Consider the following 20,945-nt stretch of genomic DNA (forward strand, 5'->3'; position numbering starts at 1 on the left):
GTGTGTCAGAACTTATCGAGGAGCGGTTCGCCCAGGGTGGTAACTAACTGTCGAGTACCTTCAACGACTTACCACCCCTTTGCATTGCCCTCCGATGCCTGCGTTATGTCCCGGACTTGATCTTGGTCCAGGCCCGCGTGCGGGCGCGTTCAGCGTCACGCCCCAGCGGCTTGAGCGTATAGAGCGTGGCCATCGCCGCCTCAGTCGGGTACAGGTTGGGGTTGTTGCGAATCGAGGGGTCGACCTGTTCGGTGGCGTCCTTGTTGGGGTTGGGGTAGCCGACAAAATCGCTGATCGGCGCGATCACCTGCGGTTGCAGCAGGTAGTTGATAAAGGTGTAGGCGTCTTGCGGGTTCTTCGCCCCCTTGGGAATGGCGAGCATGTCGAACCAGATCGGTGCCCCTTCCTTGGGCAGGCGCATGTCAACGGTCACGCCGTTCTTGGCTTCCTTGGCGCGGTTGGCAGCCTGGGAGAAGCTGCCGGAATAACCGACGGCCACGCAGATGTCTCCATTGGCGATATCCGCCATGTATTTGGAGGAGTGGAAGTAGGTGATGTAGGGACGGATCTTCAGCAGCAGCGCTTCGGCTTTGTCATAGTCCTTGGGGTTGCGGCTGTTGGGATCCAGGCCCAGGTGCTGCAGGGCCAGCGGCAGGATCTCGGACGGCGAGTCGAGCAGTGCGACGCCGCATTGTTTGAGCTTGCTGATGTTCTCTTCCTTGAAGATCAGGTCCCAGCTGTCCACCGGCGCATCGGCGTCCAGCGCGGCCTTGACCTTGTCCGGGTTGAAGCCGATCAGGATGGTGCCGTACATATAGGGCACGGCGAATTTATTGCCGGGGTCATTGGCCTCGATCAGCTTCATCAGCTTGGGATCGAGGTGGTTCCAGTTCGGCAGTTGGCTGCGGTCCAGTGGTTGGAACACCCCGGCTTCGATCTGCTTGGCCAGGAACACATTGGACGGCACCACCACGTCATACCCGGAGTTGCCGGTGAGCAGCTTGGCTTCCAGGGCTTCGTTGGTGTCGAAGATGTCGTACACCAGCTTGAGGTTGGGGTTCTGTGCCTTGAAGTCTTCCAGTGCCTTGGGCGTGATGTAGTCGAACCAGTTGTAGACTCGCAGGGTTTTTTCTTCAGCGTGGACCATGCCGCTGATAACGGCGGCGCACAGCACGAGTGACTTGAGCATCTTCATTGGGCAGCCCCCTCAAAACCTTCGAGAACGTTGACGGCATTGATGCCGATTTCTTCGACGGCGTAGCCGCCTTCCATCACGAACAGCGTCGGCTTGCCCAAGTGCGCAATGCGCGCGCCCATCGCCAGGTAGTCCGGGCTGTCGAGTTTGAATTGCGAGATGGGGTCGTGCTTGAACGTGTCCACCCCCAGCGAAACGACAACGATGTCGGCGCCATAGCGCTCAATTTCTGTGCAAGCCTCTTCAAGGGCAGCGCTCCAGCGTTCCCAGCCTGAACCGGCCGGCAAGGGGTAGTTGAAGTTGAAGCCAGTGCCTGCGCCTTCGCCCAGTTCATCGGCATAGCCGAGGAAAAACGGAAACTCCGCTTCGGGGTGGCCGTGGATCGAGGTGAACAGCACATCGCTGCGTTCATAGAAAATCGACTGGGTGCCGTTGCCGTGGTGGTAATCCACATCGAGGATCGCGACGCGCTTGCAGCCTTGATCAAGGAAGGACTGGGCGGCAATGGCGGCATTGTTGAGGTAGCAGTAGCCGCCCATCAAGTCGCTGGCGGCATGGTGCCCCGGCGGGCGGCACAGGGCGAAGGCACTGTGGGCGCCTTGTTGGATGGCAGCCTGGGCCGTGAGGGCGACTTGCGCCGCGCTGTAGGCGGCTTGCCAGGTGCCGGCGGTAATCGGCGCGCCGCCGTCGAAGCTGTAGTAGCCGAGCTGGCCGTGCAGGCTGGCGGGCAATACCCGGCGCAGGGTGCGGGCGGGCCAGGTGTAGGGCAACAGGTCGCCGTCCTGGCCGAATTCGGTCCAGCGTTGCCAGGCCCCCTGGAAGAAGTCGAGGTAGGCGTGGCTGTGGACCCGTTGCAGCGGCGCCAGGCCGAAGTCCCGCGGCCCGTGGACCGGGCCCAGTTCGCGGTCTTTGACCCGTTGCAGCACGTGGTCGGCACGCGAAGGCATCTCGAAGCAGGGCATCAGTTGCCCGTCCATCAGTTCACAACGGCCGTGGTGCAGGTGGTGATCGTCCGAGTAGATCGTCAGCATTTGTTGTTCTCCGCAGGCTGTGTCGGTGCATGCAGTCTTGCGGCGGACGCGGTTTATGAGAACGGCAGGAGCGGCCAAAAGGGGATAAATACGGCCAAATTATCTGTCCGCAATTCGCCCCTCCGTGGGGCGTCATGCGCGAAATTGGCTCGGCGCCACGCCGCTCCAGCGCACAAATGCGTGCCGGAAGCTGGCCGTCTCGCTGAAGCCCAGCGCCTCGGCAATCCGGTAGATCGGCCATTGGTCTTGCGCCAACAGTTGTTTGGCCCGCTCGAAGCGCAACTCATCAAGCAGGTCCTGGTAGCTGCAACCCAGGTCATGCAAGTGCCGGCGCAAGGTTCGCGCTGAACAGTTCATTTGCGTGGCCAAGCCCTCCACGCCGGGCGCGGCGTGGAGCTGAGTGGTGAGCAGTTGGCGAATCCTGCCCAGCCAAGCCTGGCGCCCGGTGAACTCCAGGTTGTGTTTGCGGCAGCGTTCGGCCATGGCCCGGTGGGTAATCGCGTCAGCCAGGGGCAGCGGCTGTTCGAGCCAGTGCCTGTCGAATGCGAAAGCATTGGCGGTGGCCTGGAATTGCAGCGGGCAGGGGAAACGTTCCGCATAGCGCGCGCGGTAGTCCGGGGCGTCATGTTCGAAGCGTGCGGCGAGCAGCGGCAGGGGCTGGCCGAGCAGGTCGTCGCAGATCACTTTCAGCGACGCCAGGCACAGTTCGACGTTGAACGTCTCCAGCGTCGGGTTTTCCCGGTAGCCACTGGCAGTGAACCAGATGCGCTCGCCCTCTTCTTCAAGGCTCAGTTCGAAGAGTGTTCCCAACAGCGCTGGATAACGCAGCGCCAGGCGCAAAGCGTCACCGAAGGTGGCACTGGTGAGCAGCGCGTAACCCAGCATGCCGTAGGCCGACACATGCATCTGGCGGCCCAGCTCCAGGCCGACATCGCGACGCAGGGCCACGGCGTTGGCGCACACGCGCATTTCCTGATTGGTGGTGATGCGCGTGTCGGCACGGCTCAAGTCCGCCGCACAGATGCCGCTGCCCGCAAGCAACGCCTCGCTGTCCTGGCCTTCGGCCTTGAAGGTGTTGAGCACCAGCGACACCGCGTTGAGGGTGGTGAGATGAGCGTGCAGCATCGACGGCTCCAACGTGGCAGGTGCGGTGAAGGAGCAAGTTGTGTGCCGTCGCCCGTGCATCAGGTCAAGTTGAAAAACAGTGTTTGAGCCTGGCTCTCGTTGATCTCGCTGCGGTGGAAGGCCACGCGTTGTGCGCTGCTCAGGCCCTTGATGGTGTCGGCTGTAGCGCCAAGGCTTTGCTCCTGGGGTGTCTTGAGGCGCGCACTGAGAAACGACCTGAGGGTGGTCCAGTCGGTCGAATAGTGGAAATGCGCATACCAGAGCACCTTATGGGTGCTGCGATCGGTGATGGAGTACTCGTCCAGGTAGTCCGGAGTGGCGGATTTTATGCGGCGTCGGTTGATTGTTTTTTTGATACTGATGGCGTTGCGATCCTTGAGCCATTGCACGCCGGAAGGCGTGGGCGGGTGCTGCTTGGTCATTCTCAGCACGTTTTCTATGGATTGCTGATACAGCGTGGCGGTAGCCTCGGCGAGGGATTTCTTGACGCTGCTGGCCAGGGTGACGTCGCCCTGGGCAAGGTTTTTCTGGGTCAGTGCTTGTTCGATGTCGCGGCTGGCTTGCTCCAGGCGATGGGCGTGTTGATGGTAGAGGTACTCGATGCCGATGGGCGTGCGTTGGGCTTGATTGGCCAGCTCGGTGATTCGCTGTTTGAAGGCTGTCAACCCAGTGAGCAGGGTGTTGCCCGTGGTCACACTGGCTTGCAGGTCGATGGGCAGGTTGACCGTTTTTACGGCCTTGGCCCGCTGGACCCAAAAGCCGTCTGATTTTTCGTGAAACGTGGCCACCACGGTATTGGACAGGGGCGAACGGACATCCACCAGCCCGGTTTCCTGGCCCGTTGCAGACAACTGCGGTTCGCCGACCACCATGCCGTGGTAGCGAGTTCTGATGAACTTTTTCTGTGGGAGTGGGGGCGTGGACGGCGGACGGGGGGTGGATCGCAGGGTGCTGCGGCTGGCGGCCAGCAGCGCCAGCTGAGTCGTGGTCTGTTTGGTGTACCCGCTGAGTTGGTCGCGCAAGCGAGTCAATGCTTGCGCCTGGGAAATGTCGGGGAATTCAGTGGGAAAGTCTCGCAGGCGTTCGTCCAGCAGCGTGAACTGTTCGATCAGGCTGCTCAGTGTTTCGATCTGCTCGTCGATCCGCCTGTCACTGCGCTCGCGCAATGTATCGCGCAGGGCCTGGATGGCGATGTCGCAGGCGTCGACAATCTGGTCGATGGCCAGCCACGCCTGGGGTTCGCTCAGTAGGGTGTCTTCACGCAGGCAGAGATTGCGGGCAAGGGACACCTGTAACGCCTTGAGGTCATCGCTGCGGTAACTGGGCAGCAGGCTTTTGGTGCTTTGTATCAAGCGTAACCCTTCGCTTGAAAGATCGCGCAGTTGGGTGAATCGTGATTCGAAGTAATCCATGCATTGAATCATTCTCCCCAACATTTCAGTCATTTCGTTGGACTGGGGGATATCCCGCTCTTGCGGGGCTTTGGCCTGGCGCTCGATCTGCTCCAGCGTTGTCTTGAGCTTGGGGGCGAAGGTTTTCAGTATTTCAGTGAGGCCCGCCTGGCTCAAACTCAACTGAGCTTTGATGTACCCGATGGCGCGAAACTGGAAGTCTGGTGTCGGTGCAAAAACATTCAAGGTCTTGAGGTCTTGCAGGGCTGTTTCATAGTTCGCGCATTGACTGTCCAGCAGTCCGAGGTAGACGTTGCGCTTGGCCTGGGCTGTGGCTGCGGGAGCGTCGAGCATGGCTTGCAGTGCACGTTGCAGCTCCTCTTGCGCAGCTTGTTTGCGTTGCTCGAAAGTCGTGAGTTGGTTGCGCATCTGGTTCACTTGACGCTCGGCCAGTGCCCGGGCTTTTCTTTCCTGGCTCTTGGAGCCGCCTCCGCGCAGACGCAAGCGGGTGTCGATGAACCACTCCCCCTTGAGGTTGCCGATCACAAAGGGGCCAGAGCGAGTGGGTTGCTGGGGATCGATGATCTGCACCTCGTCATTTTCGTCGACCGTGACTTCAAACCAGCGTTGGCCCACTGGTGCGTACCACTTACTGCGCAACGGGTAGAGGTATCGTTGAGGGCCCCTACGTGACGAGGCCGGGTTTTGCACCGCTGGTTTTTCGACTTTGAAACTGTCCAGCAGCTTGCCCAGGTCGGTGGTAGTACGGTTGATCGCGCCGAGGGTATGCAGCACGTGGGGATGATCGCTGGGCAGGGCAGGCGAACTGATGTCGGTCAGTTGTTTGATCACCGTGGGTTTTGCGGTGGCCGTTTGTTGCGTTTGCTCTACCGGTTCTTCGACTGCCAAAGCGCTGCCTGACGGGGCGTTGCGGCTGGCAATATGCAGGGTCAACGCCATGCCCAGGTTGAGGAACAGGCCTGTCAGGGCCGACCATTCGGCCGCTTTGTCTTGCTTTTTATCCGCGTCGACGGCCTCTTGCAGTTGGTCGAGGATCTGCCAGATCCAGGCCGCGGCGTTTACGGTTCGCCCCAAAAAAGGCAGTACGGCAGTGAACGCCAGCCAGCTGGCCTGCTTGAACGATGCCCAGCGGGCTTCTGCATTTGAAACCGATTGACGGTCTGCCAATGTAACCAGCGCATTGGCGTTGGCTTTGTACAACTGGCCGGTCAGGTGGTCGTTGAGCGTCTGGTGGCCCAGGCCCATGGGCCCGTTCATCAGCAGCAGCTTCGCAGGGTCTACGAGAAGCTCGACGGCGGCCCAGGGCGACGGCAGTTCGCCGGGAAAGGCGTAGCGGGCATAGTCGCTGCGCACACCGTCGGGCAGCCAGGCCAATACTGAGTCGCGCAACGCTTGGGATTGGCGGATCGCATACAGCAGGTTGGCCGGTGACGGGTATTGCATCAACTGCGGCTCCAGCATCGGACGGTACAACAGGCAAGGGCCGGTATCCGGGTCCTGCGGGCCAATCACATACATATTGGCGACCGTGTCTTGCGTGGCGTTGTCGCGGTGTTTCGGAATGAAAGCCAGGGGGCGCAGGACAATGGTCTGACCGTCGACCTGACGGTTTGACACCTCTTTATTCAATACGGCGACGATGTAGCGATACCCCAACTCGTCAATCCCATTTTCCTGACGGATCTTGAACTGCAATGCCAGGAGCGGCAGTTGGATACGCAAATGGTTGCTGTACAGGTATTGCCTGCGCGCGGACTCCAGCGGGTTGTCGAGCAGTTTCTGTTTGACCAGGGCGGGGTACTGTTGACCGATGTCCACCTTGCGAATCAGGGCCTCGACGTACGCTACGGTCATCCAGGCCGGTAAGGCATTGCTATCGCTATCCAAGTGAATGCTTTTGTTACCGACCGGCAGGCTGATCAGGCTTTGCAGGGCAAGTTCGGCAAGGCTGAAGGTTGTGACGTCGACCTTGCCTGGAAGGGTAAAACTGCCCCAGACCACGGGGCTTTGCACCCGGATCTCGACTCTATCCAGGCGCAGGTTCGCGGCATCGCTGTGTTCCTTGAGCATTTCTGCGCGCAGCTTGGTCAGTGCGTATTCCTGAATGGGAGGGATGTCGTCTTGAAAAGACTTGCCAGCATTCAGGCTGTGCAGGGCGGCGAGGTCTTTCAGGTGGCGCGCATAGAGATCCAAGTCGCTGGTGGAGGCGACTTTCAGCCAATCGGGTAGCAGGTGACGTAAGCGTGCCAGGTCGGGGTGTTTATCACCGGCCAGTTCTTCAGCGGCGGCCGGGACGTTGAGTGAGGACTCGGTGGGGTCGACGCGACGCAGTTGCCCAAGGTCGAGCTGCCCGATGAACGCGATCTGCTGGGCAATCAACGCGCAGGCCTGGTGGTCAAAAAAGTGGCCATCGGGCTCGAACAGTCGCCACTGTATGTTCGTGGGGGCTGGGGAGGGCAAGTGACTGGGTAAGCTGCGTCCCAGTTGCTCCAGCGAGGTGAACTTTTCGTAGCCGTTGAGCAGTGAGTACATGAGGATCATCGGCTTCCCTGCGTGGCTGCCGATCAGCACGGCCATTGACAGCATGGCCAGGTGTTTGACGGTTTCGCCGTCCACCCTGTCGACATCTATCAGGTAGGCCCGGCTGGCATAGGGGTCCTTGGCTTGACGGAGCTTGTGCTCCGGCGACATGAACAGATTGCGGGCCATCGCGCATTCCTGCGCGTTCCAGTCTTCGACGGCAGTGACATTCCAGATTGATCGCAATGTGTTGGACAGCACCTGCCAGTGTGGGCCGGAGGTTCCATTGGTTGAGTTCCAGAAGTCCACTTGAAGTTCTTGATACGCCGTCTTCATCACGGGCGCGAGCACGTTGATCAACTGCGCTATTTGAGCGATACGCACGGGGAGATGGCGGGGGGAATGCGTGTTTTTTGGCTGAATGAGGTAATGCTGGCCCTCAGTGAACAACGTCGGAATGCCCGAGACCGCCTGGTTGGCGAGAATATCGGTGAGATGCTGTTGCGTCGGAGCGCCGACGACGATCTCGTCGTCAACGAGCTCGGCTACCGGTGTGACGACCGTGGCAACATCGGGATCGATATGCAGGTCCGGGTAAAGCTCTTGCAGTGATCGGCGCAACAGCACGCCGGCGGCTTCCCTGAAGGCGGGGCCTACGCAGAGCTGAGTGATCAGCGAATCAGTGGGGCTGTGAGGAGCGGTAGAAGGTAGTTGGCTCATGGGGTCCTGCCTTGCCGTTTCATGAATGCTGCCGAAAGAACAGCTTCGGCATGCTAGAAAGGCGCAAGGCAGGCATGAGGCTAACTATGTAGTGGGCCGGTGTTTTTACTCAGGTTTACAGCGCAGCTCAGGCCAGCTCACCGCACAGGTCAAGCTCCACCAGGTGTCGGACGTCATCCGTTGCAAGCCCTGCACCGAGCAGCGCGTGGAGCTTGCCGAAGACGGCTTCGCGGGTCATGCCACCGCCGGAAAGCACACCTGCACCGCGCAACCGGCTGCCGGCCTCGTACACGTCCAGTTCAACGCCGCCTTCGTGGCATTGGGTGATTGCAACCACGACCACGTCCAGGTCTTGCGCCCGCTTGAGGCTGGCGAGGAACGCAGGGTTATCACTCGGTCCCGTGCCGCTGCCAAAGCATTCCAGCACCAGCGCCTGAAGGCCGCTGTCGATCAGTGCATCCAGTTGCCCGGCGGCGATACCTGGCACCAATGGCAGCACGCCCACATTCGCGATGGCCTTGGGTTGGCGGTAATGCAGGGCGGCCGGGATCATTTCGGCCTGGGCGACGCCACCATTACGCTGCAAGGCCGCAAACGGATGGCGACCAAAGCTGCGGATCTTCGCGCAACGGGTCGGCGCCATCAGCGCACCGTGGAAGTACAGTTGCACACCCGGTGCCAGGCCTTCGCCCAGCGCCTGCAAGGCACCGCTGACGTTTTCCCAGGCATCGCTGTCGGGTACCCCGGCAGGCAGCATGGAACCGGTGAACACGACCGGCGCGGGCAGGCCCAGCAATTGAAAACTCATGGCGGCCGCGCTGTAGGCCAGGGTGTCGGTGCCGTGCAGGATCAGTACCGCGTCGCAACCCTCGTCCACGGCCTCGACCACGGCGGTGCGCAGGTGCTGCCAGTAGGCGGGGGTCATGTTGGCGCTGTCGATCAGCGGCGACATTTCCCGAAAGCGCCAGGCGGGCAATGGCTGGTTGGCAAGTTGTTCGCGCATGCGCGCTTCGAAACCGGACGCGGGCGCCAGGCCGTTGGCGCTGGCCTGCATGCCGATGGTGCCACCGGTGTAGAGCACCATGATGTTGTGGGATGGGGACATGAGTTTTCTCCTGAACGAAAAACGCCGCCGGGCCCAGAGCATGCCCAAGGCCGGGCGGCGTGTCATCTATCTACCTGGGCTCAGCGTTGCACTTGAGCGTTCAGCTCAGCTGCCGGGGCCGCTTGCGGCTTTACCGGGTTGGCCGGCCAGGCCTTGCGGTCCAGGTCCAGGTCAGGGAACTGGCTGGAGTCGAACACCGGGGTCTTGATGCCTGCCGCGCGCTGGTTGTCGTAGTCATTCAGGATGCGCATGGCAATCTTGAACAGGAACGCCAGGGCGAACAGGTTGACGAACGCCAGCAGGGTCATGGTGATGTCGGCGAAGGCGAACACGGTGCTCAGGTTCTCGATCGAGCCCCAGAAAATCAGCACCAGCACCAGCGCGCGGTAGCCCATCAGCACCTTGCGGTTGTTACCCACCAGGAAGCGCAGGTTGCTCTCGCCCAGGTAGTAGTTGTACATGATCGAGGTGAACACGAACAACGCCAGGGCCACCGAGATAAACATGCGGCCCCAGTCACCCACTACAGCCGCCAGGGAGTTCTGGGTCAGGGCAATGCCGTCGCCTTCAAAGCCTGGGGTGTAGAAGCCGGAGAGCAGGATCAGCAATGCGGTGCAGGTGCAGATCACGAAGGTGTCGAGGAACACGCTGAACGCTTGCACCACGCCTTGGGCGATCGGATGTTCCACCGACGCGACCGCCGCCACGTTCGGCGCACTGCCCAGCCCGGCTTCGTTGGCGAACACGCCGCGCTTCACACCCATGATGATCGCGCTGCCCACCAGGCCACCGAAGGCTTGGTCGAGGCCGAAGGCGCTCTTGACGATGGTCGCGAGCATGGCCGGCACGTGGTCGAATTGCAGCACGATCACATACAGGGTCACGGCGATGTACACCAGGGTCTTGACCGGTACCAGCAGGTCGGCGATCGACGCGATGCGCTTGATCCCGCCGATGAACACCAGGCCCAGCAGGACTGCGAGGGCCAGGCCGGTGTAGGTGGTATCCAGGCCAAAGGCGTTGTTCAGCGAGTGGGTCACGGCATGGGCTTGCAGGCCGTTGAACGCAAAGCCGAAGGTCACCAGCAGCAGGAACGCCATGACCATACCCAACCAGCGTTTGTGCAGGCCGTGCTGGATGTAATAGGCCGGGCCGCCACGGTAGGTGCCTTCAGCGTCAGTGCGCTTGTACAGCTGGCCGAGGGAGCACTCGATAAAGCTCGAAGACATGCCCACCAGCGCGGTGACCCACATCCAGAACACGGCACCCGGGCCACCCAGGGTCACGGCAATGCCGACACCTGCGATGTTACCGGCACCCACACGGCCGGCGAGGCTGAGCATCAGCGCCTGGAACGAACTGAGCTGGTCGGAGCTGTTTTTCAGGCTGTCGCGAAACACCGAAAACATGTGGAAAAAGTGACGCAACTGGACGAAACGCGAGCGGATCGTGAAATAACCGCCGAGCCCGACAATGAGCACGATCAGTACTTTCCCTGAGAGGAAGTCGTTGATGACTTCGAGCATGGAGTGTTCCTCGCTGATTTTTCTAATGGCAAACGCAGGACGGTCCTACCCCTCGCATAGCACCAGGCAGTGCGCGACGGTTCGACCCATCCTTTTGCGGGTGTTGTTATTCATGCGGTTTCGCGCGTGTCCGGGCCTCGTTGCCGACGGCCGCTGGCGCGAAGAGGGGCGGCACTATACCTAGGCGAACGTGATCCGTCTGCTCGGACTGATTAAAGGTTTCAGCCAAGGGGTGTCGGGTAGGGGCGATGTTGGAATTTTTATGGGCGTCATTTCACAACCTTGAGGCAAAAAAAAGGGCCTGAAGAACGAGCCTTCAGGCCCTCAAAAGGTGAGAGGTGTCTAGTCCCTCAACCTGGTGAGCGGTGCAACAAACGCTTAGGCCTTCAACGGGACCAAACGTGGAGCGATCATGTTTTCGGGGCGCAGGATGTCGTCGAGCATGGCGTCGTCGAGCAAGCCTTCTTCGCGCACCAGTTCCAGCACGCCGCGGCCGCTTTCGAGGGCGATACGCGCGATGCGGGTGGCGTTTTCATAGCCGATGTACGGGTTGAGCGCGGTGACCAGGCCGATGGAGTGCTCCACCAGCTCGCGGCAGCGGGCTTCGTTGGCGGTGATGCCGACGATGCAGTGTTCGCGCAGCATGTCCATGGCGCGTTGCAGCAGGCGGATGGAGTCGAAGATCTTGAAGGCGATCAGTGGCTCCATCACGTTCAACTGCAGTTGGCCACCTTCGGCCGCCATGGTCAGGGCCAGGTCGTTACCGATGACTTGGAACGCCACTTGGTTGACCGCTTCCGGGATCACCGGGTTGACCTTGCCGGGCATGATCGAGCTGCCTGGCTGGCGCGCCGGCAGGTTGATCTCGTTGATACCGGTGCGTGGGCCGCTGGACAGCAGGCGCAGGTCGTTGCAGATCTTCGACAGCTTCACAGCGGTACGCTTGAGCATGCCGGAGAACAGCACGAAGGCGCCCATGTCGGAGGTGGCTTCGATCAGGTCGGCAGCCGGGACCACGGGCTGGCCGCTGATAACGGCCAGGCGTTGTACGGCCAGGGCCTGGTAGCGCGGGTCGGCGTTGATGCCGGTGCCGATGGCGGTGCCGCCCAGGTTCACTTCAGTCAGCAGCTCTGGCGCCAGGGTTTTCAGGCGGGCCAGGTCTTCACCGAGGGTGGTGGCGAACGCGCGGAATTCCTGGCCGAGGGTCATCGGCACGGCGTCTTGCAGTTGGGTGCGGCCCATTTTCAGTACGTGGCTGAATTCGACGCCTTTGGCGGCGAACGCCTGGATCAGGCTGTCGAGGCTGGCCAGCAGCGCGTCATGGCCCAACAGCAGCCCCAGGCGGATCGCGGTGGGGTAGGCGTCGTTGGTCGACTGCGCCATGTTCACGTCGTTGTTGGGGTGCAGGTACTGGTATTCGCCCTTCTGGTGGCCCATGGCCTCCAGTGCGATGTTGGCGATGACTTCGTTGGCATTCATGTTGGTTGAAGTGCCGGCGCCGCCTTGAATCATGTCCACCACGAATTCTTCGTGGAAATCGCCGCGGATCAGACGGGCACAGGCTTCGCTGATAGCGGCGTGCTTGGCTTCGCTGAGCTGGCCCAACTCACGGTTGGCGTCAGCGGCAGCTTGCTTGACCATTGCCAGGCCGACCACCAATTTCGGGTAATGCGAAATCGGAACGCCCGAGAGGCGGAAGTTATTCACCGCTCGCAGGGTCTGGATGCCGTAATACGCTTGAGCGGGTACTTCGAGTACGCCAAGCAGGTCTTTTTCTGTGCGGAATGATGCAGCGGAGGACATGACGGAAATCATCTCGATATGGACCCGGAACAGGCCGGAACGCTGCGAATGCTAGGCCTGTAGGAAATTTTGGGCCAATGCTGTTAAACACTGGCCTATGCATAAACGGCATAATGCAGGTGTGACCCGGCTATCATGACGGGCGTGTGTGCCAAAATGGTGCGTATCCGTGGGAGGCAGTGATGAACCTTGAGAGCAAATGGCTGGAAGACTTCAGCGCCTTGGCGGCGACTCGCAGCTTTTCCCAGGCGGCGGAGCGACGGTTTGTCACCCAGCCAGCGTTCAGCCGACGTATTCGCAGCCTTGAGGCCGCACTGGGCCTGACCCTGGTCAACCGCTCGCGCACGCCGGTGGAGCTGACGGCGGCCGGGCAACTGTTCCTGGTCACCGCGCGCACCGTGGTCGAACAACTCGGTGAAGTGCTGCGCCATTTGCATCACCTGGAAGGCGGGCAGGGTGAGGTCATGCAAGTGGCCGCTGCCCACTCCCTGGCATTGGGCTTCTTCCCGCGCTGGATCGCACAACTGCGCAATGAAGGTCTGAACATCGCCACGCGGCTGGTGGCCACCAACGTCGGCGACGCCGTACACGCCCTGCGCGAAGGCGGTTGCGACCTGATGCTGGCGTTCTATGACCCGGATGCGGCGATGCAGATGGACGCCGAGATCTTCCCGTCGCTGCACCTGGGCAACACCGAAATGCTCCCGGTGTGCGCGGCCGACGCCGAGGGCAAGCCGCTGTTCGACCTGGAAGGCGAGGGCAGCGTGCCGTTGCTGGCCTACAGTGCTGGCGCGTTCCTCGGCCGTTCGGTGCATTTGCTGTTACGTCAACGCGCCCTGCGTTTTACCACGGTTTACGAAACGGCCATGGCCGACAGCCTCAAGAGCATGGCCTTGGAAGGCCTGGGTATTGCCTGGGTGCCGCAATTGAGTGTGCGTGCCGAACTGGCGCGCGGTGAATTGGTGGTGTGCGGCGGGCCGCAATGGCATGTGCCGCTGGAAATTCGGCTGTATCGCTGTGCGTTGGTGCGTAAGGCGAATGTGCGGTTGTTGTGGCGTAAGTTGGAAGGTGGGGCGGCGCAGAACACCTGAGCCCAATCTCGGGCCGAATGCAGGGCAAATGTGGAAGGGGGGCTTGCCCCCGATTACGGTGTGTCAGGCACTGAATATGTCACTACTACACTGCTATCGGGGTGTAGCCCCTCCCACAGGGTTTTGTGGTGATCTGGCTGACTTGAAAGTCAATAAAGCCGCCGGTTTGCACGGCTAGACAGATGGTCATCCCAGGGGCTGTTTATCTGCGTTATTACGGTATACTGCGCGGCCTTCGGCCGGTCCAACCGGCCAAATTTCGTACAACAAGCCACGCCGGATTTCCCGCGTGGCTTGTTGTTTTTTGACGCGCCTGCGGGCGCCCAGAGAGAAGAGGCACGACGATGAGTGCATTGGTTGGCGTGATCATGGGCTCCAAGTCCGATTGGTCCACCCTTAGCCACACCGCCGATATGCTGGAAAAACTCGGCATTCCGTATGAAGTGAAAGTGGTCTCTGCCCACCGCACCCCGGACTTGCTGTTCCAGTATGCCGATGAAGCAGAATCCCGTGGCATTGAGGTGATCATCGCCGGTGCCGGCGGTGCAGCGCACCTGCCAGGCATGTGTGCGGCCAAGACCCACCTGCCGGTGCTCGGCGTGCCGGTGCAGTCGTCGATGCTCTCGGGCGTGGATTCGCTGTTGTCCATCGTGCAGATGCCGGCCGGCATCCCGGTGGCGACCCTGGCAATCGGCAAGGCCGGCGCGATCAATGCCGCCTTGCTGTCTGCCAGCATCCTGGGCGCCAAGCATCCGCAGTTCCACGCTGCGCTGAAAAAATTCCGTGCTGAGCAGACAGACAGCGTGCTGGACAATCCAGACCCACGCATTGCCTGAGGTTGTTGACGATGAAAATCGGTGTAATCGGTGGCGGCCAACTGGGCCGCATGCTGGCCTTGGCGGGAACCCCGCTGGGGATGAACTTTGCTTTCCTGGACCCTGCGCCGGACGCCTGCGCGGCGGCCCTCGGTGAACACCTGCGCGCTGACTACAGCGACCCGGATCACCTGCGCCAGCTGGCGGACGAAGTTGACCTGGTGACCTTCGAGTTCGAAAGTGTCCCGGCTGAAACCGTGGCGTTCCTGTCGCAGTTCGTGCCGGTATACCCGAGCGCCGAAGCCTTGCGTATCGCTCGCGACCGCTGGTTCGAGAAGAGCATGTTCAAGGACCTGGGCATTCCAACCCCGGCCTTCGCCGATATCCAGTCCCAGGCGGACCTGGACGCCGCCGTTGCCAGTATCGGCCTGCCGGCTGTGCTGAAAACCCGCACCCTGGGTTACGACGGTAAGGGCCAGAAAGTCCTGCGCACCCCAGCGGATGTGGTCGGCACCTTCGCCGAGCTGGGCAGCGTGGCCTGCCTGCTGGAAGGCTTCGTACCCTTCACCGGTGAAGTGTCGTTGATCGCCGTGCGCGCCCGTGATGGCGAAACCCGCTTTTACCCGCTGGTGCACAACACTCACGACAGCGGCATCCTCAAACTGTCCGTGGCCAGCACCGATCACCCGTTGCAGGCCCTGGCCGAAGACTATTCCAGCCGCGTGCTCAAGCAGCTGGATTATGTCGGTGTGATGGCGTTCGAGTTCTTTGAAGTCGACGGTGGCCTCAAGGCCAACGAAATCGCCCCGCGTGTACACAACTCCGGGCACTGGACCACCGAAGGCGCCGAGTGCAGCCAGTTTGAAAACCACCTGCGTGCTATCGCAGGCTTGCCCCTGGGTTCCACGGCCAAGGTGGGCGAGAGCGCGATGCTCAACTTTATCGGCGTCGTACCGTCGGTCGAGCGCGTCATTGCCATCGATGACTGCCACCTGCATCACTACGGCAAGGCCTTCAAGGCCGGGCGCAAGGTCGGTCACGCCAACCTGCGCTGCAAGGATCGCGCAACGCTGCAAGCGCAGATCCTCAAGGTCGAAGCGCTGATCGCCGAGCAATAAACCCAGGGGGCGGCGGGAACCATTCGGCTATCGCCGTCCTCTGATTGCAGGATGCCAAAGCCTGTCCAGGCTTTGGCATAGCTCACTTCATTCAGAGGGAAATGCCATGGGTATCATCGGAACCATCTTTATCGGCTTGATCGTCGGCCTGCTGGCGCGTTTCCTCAAGCCCGGCGACGACAGCATGGGTTGGATCATGACCATCCTGTTGGGTATCGCCGGTTCCCTGGCCGCGACCTACGGTGGTCAGGCACTGGGTATCTACCAGGCGGGCCAAGGTGCGGGCTTTATCGGCGCACTCGTCGGCGCAATCATCCTGCTGGTGATCTACGGCCTGATCAAAAAGAACTGATCAGCCGACAAAGTCCTCTGCGCTGCGCAGGCGCAGAGGGCTAGAATGCTCGGCACTTGTTACTTGCCGAGCCTTTCCATGCGCCGTTTTCTGTTGACTCTTCTCTTGCTGGGCTCTGGCCTGGCACACGCCGGCGAACTGCCGGAAACCGACTGGCTCGACCTGATGCCGCTGTCGGACCAGAAGGCCCTCGAGGCCATGCCCGAGATCGACCACAACTCCCCCGAAGCCCAAGGCACCTTCACCGATAAAGGTGGCTTGAAGCAGAGCAAAGGCTTGCCGGCGGTGATGTATTCCACCAAGACCGTGGCCGCCATGAACGGCAAGAACATCCGCATCGGCGGCTACCCGGTCCCGTTGGAAACCGATGCCAAGGGCCGCAGTACGCTGTTCTTCCTGGTGCCCTACCCAGGCGCGTGTATCCACGTGCCGCCACCGCCACCTAACCAGTTGGTGCTGGTGCGCTATCCCAAGGGCTTGAAGTTGGATGATATCTACACGCCGCTGTGGGTCACGGGCACGTTGAAGGTGGAGAAGGTGAATAACGACCTGGCGGATGCGGCGTATGCGCTGGATGCGGGCAAGGTGCGGGTGGTGAAGGAGTCGGATCTCTAAACCACACTGCAAATCAATGTGGGAGGGGGCTTGCCCCCGATAGCGGTGATGAAGTCACCAGAGACAGTGACTGACCCCCTGCAATCGGGAGCAAGCCCCCTCCCACATTTTGATTGGGTTTACAAAGTGATACTGGTGATGCTCACGCCCAGCGTGTGGCTTTCACCCGGCGCCAACGCCACCACATCATCCAGCACATTCGCCGTCTCGATGCACAGCATGCCCTGCCAGCCATCGTCGGCCATGTCGTCGAAAGCCTTGGCGCGTTCGGTCCAGGGGTTCCAGATCACGGTGGATTTCGAGCCTTGGCTGGTGAGCTGGATGCGGCGCTGCCAGTCGTTATCGACGATGTTCAGTTGCGCGGGTGTATCGAGGTAGATGCGGTCGGTCTCGGCGCTGAACTGTAGCAGGCCGGTTTGCGTCTTCTCGCTCCAGCCATCGGCGGTATCGATGTACGCCGAGCCGTCCAGGCCTTCGACCTGCACGTTGCGTACGTCGCTGACGGCGAAGTAGGTGTGCAGCGCCTGGCTGAGCGTGACAGTGTGGTCGCCACGGTTATGGCTGGTCAGACGGATATGCAGTTGGTCGTCCAACAGCAGGCTCAGCTTCAGGTCGACCTGATGGGGCCAGCCGGGGAAGCCGCCTGTGGGCACTGGCAGCACCAGGTCGACGCGCAACCCTGTGCCTTCAAGTGCGGTCCCGGCCAACGCCCATAGGGCGGTGCGCACAAAACCGTGGGCGCCGGCCGGGGTATCACTCTGGCGCATCGCCTTGACGCTTTGAGGGTTGCGATCGAACACGCCAAACCACGGCCAGCACACCGGCACACCCGTGCGAATGCCTTTGCCTGTCTTGAACACGGCGGCCTTGTTCGGCCAGATCAGCGGCTGCTCGCCTGCGCGTTGGTAACTGATGATGTGCGCGCCCTGCTGGGCCACCATCAGTTGCGCACCGTTGTGGCGGATGCGCCAGCAGTCCAGCTCGTCGACTTTCACGGTTTCAACGTGGGGCGTAGGCATACAAAAGCACTCTCAATGGCAGGCAATGGGGCAATTGACCGTCAAAACCCGGCGAGGTTTAACGCGCGCGCGACGGCACCGAACGTGTGCGGCCACTGCCATCGATGGCAACGAACACGAATACCGCCTCGGTCACCTTGCGCCATTCGCTGGACAGCGGGTCATCGCTCCACACTTCGACCATCATCTGGATCGAGCTGCGGCCGATTTCCAGGGCCTGGGTATAGAAGGACAATTGCGCGCCCACGGCGACCGGCACCAGGAACGCCATGCGATCAATGGCCACGGTGGCGACACGACCGCCGGCGACTTTACTTGCCATCGCGGTGCCGGCCAGGTCCATTTGCGAGACCAGCCAGCCGCCGAAGATATCGCCGAAACCGTTGGTTTCACGCGGAAGCGCGGTGATTTGCAGGGCGAGATCGCCTTGCGGGATAGGATCTTCTTGTTCGAGTTCGATCATGCCGGGGGTGCCTCTGACCCGTGAAGCTTTTTATAGATGGTGCAAAGTGGATAGCCGACTGGTGGAAAAACGTTTCAGCACAAACATACTCCGTTCGATACGTTTCTCGTAAGGCGTACTAAAGGGAAACTCTGCCAAACCGGCTGGGTGGCACCCAACGGCGTTTTGGCACAGCAGCCCGTCAAGGATGCGGGTCTTGCGCATGCAAGGGCCGAGTATATCGAGACCCTGACGCCACGACGACCTCCCGGCGCTCATTTGGTCGGTAAATAGACGCTGTAATGGGGCTTTTTCGGGCAACTGTTCTTCTATCCAGCTTAACGGGTGTCCCGCGACGGGATTATTTCGTCCATCTGCACAGTTAACCGTTCGGCGCTGTGCTTTTTCCAACGATTTGCTATCTTGCCAGACCCGCCGCCAGTCGCGGGCATGTCGTCCTTATTACGCTGATTACTATAAGAGAAGCTCTGCCATGTCCTCCGTGCCCGCAAGCAGTGCGCAACCGTCGCGCCCGCTGACCCGCAACGACTACAAAACCCTGTCGCTGTCTGCCTTGGGCGGGGCGCTGGAGTTCTACGACTTCATCATCTTCGTGTTTTTCGCCACGGTGGTCGGAAAACTGTTCTTCCCCGCCGACATGCCCGAATGGCTGCGCATGATGCAGACCTTCGGCATTTTCGCCGCCGGTTACCTGGCACGCCCATTGGGCGGCATCATCATGGCGCACTTCGGTGACCTGCTGGGCCGCAAGAAAATGTTCACCCTCAGCATCTTCATGATGGCCGTGCCGACCCTGATCATGGGCCTGCTGCCGACCTACGCGCAGATCGGCCTGTGGGCGCCGATCCTGTTGCTGCTGATGCGCGTGATCCAGGGTGCGGCCATTGGCGGCGAAGTGCCGGGTGCTTGGGTGTTCGTCTCCGAACACGTTCCGCCGCGTCACATCGGCTACGCCTGCGGTACCCTGACCAGCGGCCTCACCGCCGGTATCCTGCTGGGCTCGCTGGTGGCCACCGCCATCAACACTATTTATAGCCCGGAGCAGGTCTCGGATTACGCCTGGCGGATTCCGTTCTTGCTGGGCGGTGTATTTGGCCTGCTGTCGGTGTACCTGCGCCGCTGGCTGCACGAAACCCCGATCTTTGCCGAGATGCAGCAGCGCAAGACCCTGGCCGCCGAGCTGCCATTGCGCGCCGTACTGCGTGACCATCGTGGCGCCATCGTGCTGTCGATGCTGTTGACCTGGCTGTTGTCGGCCGGCGTCGTGGTGGTCATCCTGATGACTCCGACCGTGCTGCAGACCATCTACCACTTCACTCCGACCATTGCGCTGCAAGCCAACAGCCTGGCCATCGTGACCCTGAGCCTGGGCTGCATTGCCTCCGGTGCCCTGGCCGACCGTTTCGGTGCCGGGCGCGTACTGGTTGCCGGTTGCGCGCTGTTGCTGGCAACGTCGTGGACGCTTTACCACAGCTTGCTGGACCACCCCGACTGGTTGTTCCCGCTGTACGCCCTGACCGGTCTGTTCGTCGGCACCATTGGCGTGGTGCCTTACGTGATGGTCAAAGCCTTCCCGCCCGTGGTGCGCTTCAGTGGTTTGTCATTCTCCTACAACGTGGCCTACGCGGTGTTCGGTGGGCTGACGCCGTTGGCCGTGTCGTTGCTGATGAAGGAAAGCCCGATGGGCCCGGCTTACTACGTTGCCGTCCTGTGTGTGATGGGGATGGTGGTGGGTGGGTACCTGTGGAAGCGCGGGCGCTGACGGCCGACTGATCACCTGTGGCGGGCGCGTTCGCCACAGGTGATGTTTGCCTCATCAATAATGTCAGAGTGTTTCCGAATAACCGTTACGCCCGCCTCAACCCTCGCATAACCCCTGTGTTTCCGAAGTTTTCCCCGCGTTGCTGCGTTTCATCATCGATGATGGCCTTTCATCTAATTGTCATATTCCGGACATAGAGTGTTCACACGGCCTCTCGATACTTGGCCCCGATCCAATTATCCCTATCTGCTAGGAGCAAGGCATGAAACTGAAACGTTTGATGGCGGCAATGACTTTTGTCGCTGCTGGCGTTGCGACCGCCAACGCGGTGGCCGCTGGTGTTGACCCGGCAATTCCGGCTTATGTGAAGACCACTGGTGTGTCGGGCAACTTGTCCAGCGTCGGTTCCGATACCCTGGCCAACCTGATGACCCTGTGGGCTGAGGGTTACAAAAAGGAATACCCGAACGTCAACATCCAGATTCAAGCTGCTGGTTCTGCCACCGCGCCTCCTGCGCTGACTGAAGGCACTTCCAACCTGGGCCCGATGAGCCGCAAGATGAAGGACACCGAACTGGCGGCCTTCGAGCAGAAGTACGGCTACAAGCCAACCGCTATCCCGGTTGCCGTGGACGCCCTGGCGGTGTTCGTGCACAAGGACAACCCGATCCAGCACCTGACCATGGAGCAAGTCGACGCGATCTTCTCCTCGACTCGCCTGTGCGGTGGCAAAGCCGACGTGAAAACCTGGGGCGACCTGGGTGTGACCGGCGACCTGGCCAACAAACCAGTGCAACTGTTCGGTCGTAACTCGGTGTCCGGCACCTACGGCTACTTCAAGGAAGAAGCCCTGTGCAAAGGCGACTACAAGCCTAACGTGAACGAACAACCTGGCTCGGCTTCGGTCGTGCAGTCGATCAGCTCCTCGCTGAACGGCATCGGTTACTCGGGTATCGGCTACAAGACCGCCAGCGTGAAAACCGTGGCCCTGGCCAAGAAAGGCAGCACTGACTTCATCGAAGACAGCGAAGAAAACGCCCTGAACGGCAAATACCCGCTGTCGCGCTTCCTCTACGTGTACGTCAACAAAGCCCCGAACAAGCCTCTGGCCCCGCTGGAAGCTGAGTTCGTGAAACTGGTTCTGTCCAAACAGGGCCAGGAAGTTGTAGTGAAAGACGGCTACATCCCGCTGCCAGCCAAAGTTGCCGCCAAGGCCCTGGCTGACCTGGGTCTGAAAGAAGGCAACTGATTGCCTCTGCGGGAACCGGTACGC

At 60.9% G+C, this 20,945-nt stretch carries 16 protein-coding genes; 7 read left to right on the forward strand and 9 right to left on the reverse strand.

The features are described from left to right. Positions 1 to 103: 103 nt before the first annotated feature. The 7 genes from QU606_RS00645 to aspA form a co-directional block, all read right to left on the reverse strand. Entirely contained in the window at positions 104 to 1,195 is a 1,092-nt protein-coding gene (locus tag QU606_RS00645) for a polyamine ABC transporter substrate-binding protein (RefSeq protein WP_304998027.1), read from the reverse strand. Then, positions 1,192 to 2,226, reverse strand: a complete 1,035-nt coding sequence (locus QU606_RS00650; protein WP_304998028.1) for a histone deacetylase family protein — start codon at positions 2,224 to 2,226, stop codon at positions 1,192 to 1,194. The genes QU606_RS00645 and QU606_RS00650 overlap by 4 nt, the downstream gene beginning before the upstream one ends. Before the next feature lie 132 nt (positions 2,227 to 2,358). Further along, a complete protein-coding gene (locus QU606_RS00655; protein ID WP_024078165.1) occupies positions 2,359 to 3,351 on the reverse strand; it encodes an AraC family transcriptional regulator in 993 nt (330 codons plus the stop codon). A 59-nt stretch (positions 3,352 to 3,410) separates the two neighbouring features. Next, entirely contained in the window at positions 3,411 to 8,003 is a 4,593-nt protein-coding gene (locus QU606_RS00660) for a dermonecrotic toxin domain-containing protein (protein WP_304998029.1), read from the reverse strand. 127 nt (positions 8,004 to 8,130) lie between these two features. Next, on the reverse strand, positions 8,131 to 9,108 hold the full coding sequence (locus QU606_RS00665; protein ID WP_193689975.1) for an asparaginase: 978 nt from the start codon (positions 9,106 to 9,108) through the stop codon (positions 8,131 to 8,133). 80 nt (positions 9,109 to 9,188) lie between these two features. Beyond that, positions 9,189 to 10,634, reverse strand: a complete 1,446-nt coding sequence (locus tag QU606_RS00670) for a sodium:alanine symporter family protein (RefSeq protein ID WP_069077340.1) — start codon at positions 10,632 to 10,634, stop codon at positions 9,189 to 9,191. Positions 10,635 to 11,012: 378 nt separating this feature from the next. After that, positions 11,013 to 12,437 (reverse strand): aspartate ammonia-lyase, encoded by a 1,425-nt coding sequence (gene aspA, locus QU606_RS00675; protein ID WP_041161057.1) that lies wholly within the window; start codon positions 12,435 to 12,437, stop codon positions 11,013 to 11,015. A 182-nt stretch (positions 12,438 to 12,619) separates the two neighbouring features. On the opposite strand from aspA, the gene QU606_RS00680 reads away from it, so the two are divergent. The 5 genes from QU606_RS00680 to QU606_RS00700 all read left to right on the forward strand — a co-directional run bounded on the left by QU606_RS00680 (position 12,620) and on the right by QU606_RS00700 (position 16,428). Then, positions 12,620 to 13,528, forward strand: a complete 909-nt coding sequence (locus QU606_RS00680; protein ID WP_024078160.1) for a LysR substrate-binding domain-containing protein — start codon at positions 12,620 to 12,622, stop codon at positions 13,526 to 13,528. Between the two features lie 344 nt (positions 13,529 to 13,872). Continuing rightward, positions 13,873 to 14,364 (forward strand): 5-(carboxyamino)imidazole ribonucleotide mutase, encoded by a 492-nt coding sequence (gene purE / locus QU606_RS00685; protein WP_003213411.1) that lies wholly within the window; start codon positions 13,873 to 13,875, stop codon positions 14,362 to 14,364. An 11-nt stretch (positions 14,365 to 14,375) separates the two neighbouring features. After that, the gene (locus tag QU606_RS00690; RefSeq protein WP_024078159.1) at positions 14,376 to 15,461 is read left to right on the forward strand and encodes a 5-(carboxyamino)imidazole ribonucleotide synthase; all 1,086 of its coding nucleotides are present in this window, start codon (positions 14,376 to 14,378) and stop codon (positions 15,459 to 15,461) included. Positions 15,462 to 15,567: 106 nt separating this feature from the next. Then, entirely contained in the window at positions 15,568 to 15,813 is a 246-nt protein-coding gene (locus tag QU606_RS00695; RefSeq protein WP_024078158.1) for a GlsB/YeaQ/YmgE family stress response membrane protein, read from the forward strand. Positions 15,814 to 15,891: 78 nt separating this feature from the next. Then, complete coding sequence (locus tag QU606_RS00700; RefSeq protein ID WP_041161056.1) at positions 15,892 to 16,428, forward strand: DUF3299 domain-containing protein; 537 nt, start codon at positions 15,892 to 15,894, stop codon at positions 16,426 to 16,428. 119 nt (positions 16,429 to 16,547) lie between these two features. Here the strand turns inward: QU606_RS00700 and QU606_RS00705 are convergent, their stop codons facing one another. Further along, positions 16,548 to 17,447, reverse strand: a complete 900-nt coding sequence (locus tag QU606_RS00705; protein ID WP_024078156.1) for a D-hexose-6-phosphate mutarotase — start codon at positions 17,445 to 17,447, stop codon at positions 16,548 to 16,550. 58 nt (positions 17,448 to 17,505) lie between these two features. Then, positions 17,506 to 17,910 carry an acyl-CoA thioesterase gene (locus QU606_RS00710; RefSeq protein WP_010566936.1) on the reverse strand — a complete coding sequence of 135 codons (405 nt, stop codon included), beginning with the start codon at positions 17,908 to 17,910 and terminating at the stop codon, positions 17,506 to 17,508. 472 nt (positions 17,911 to 18,382) lie between these two features. Between QU606_RS00710 and QU606_RS00715 the strand changes: the two genes are divergently transcribed. Both QU606_RS00715 and QU606_RS00720 read left to right on the forward strand, forming a co-directional pair. Next, complete coding sequence (locus QU606_RS00715) at positions 18,383 to 19,672, forward strand: MFS transporter (RefSeq protein ID WP_024078155.1); 1,290 nt, start codon at positions 18,383 to 18,385, stop codon at positions 19,670 to 19,672. A gap of 262 nt (positions 19,673 to 19,934) precedes the next feature. Continuing rightward, positions 19,935 to 20,921 (forward strand): phosphate ABC transporter substrate-binding protein PstS, encoded by a 987-nt coding sequence (locus tag QU606_RS00720; protein ID WP_016978637.1) that lies wholly within the window; start codon positions 19,935 to 19,937, stop codon positions 20,919 to 20,921. The last annotated feature ends 24 nt before the right edge of the window (positions 20,922 to 20,945 follow it).

Origin of the sequence: Pseudomonas sp. OVF7 (assembly GCF_030644265.1) — a bacterium.
Taxonomy (GTDB): Bacteria; Pseudomonadota; Gammaproteobacteria; order Pseudomonadales; family Pseudomonadaceae; genus Aquipseudomonas; species Aquipseudomonas gorinensis.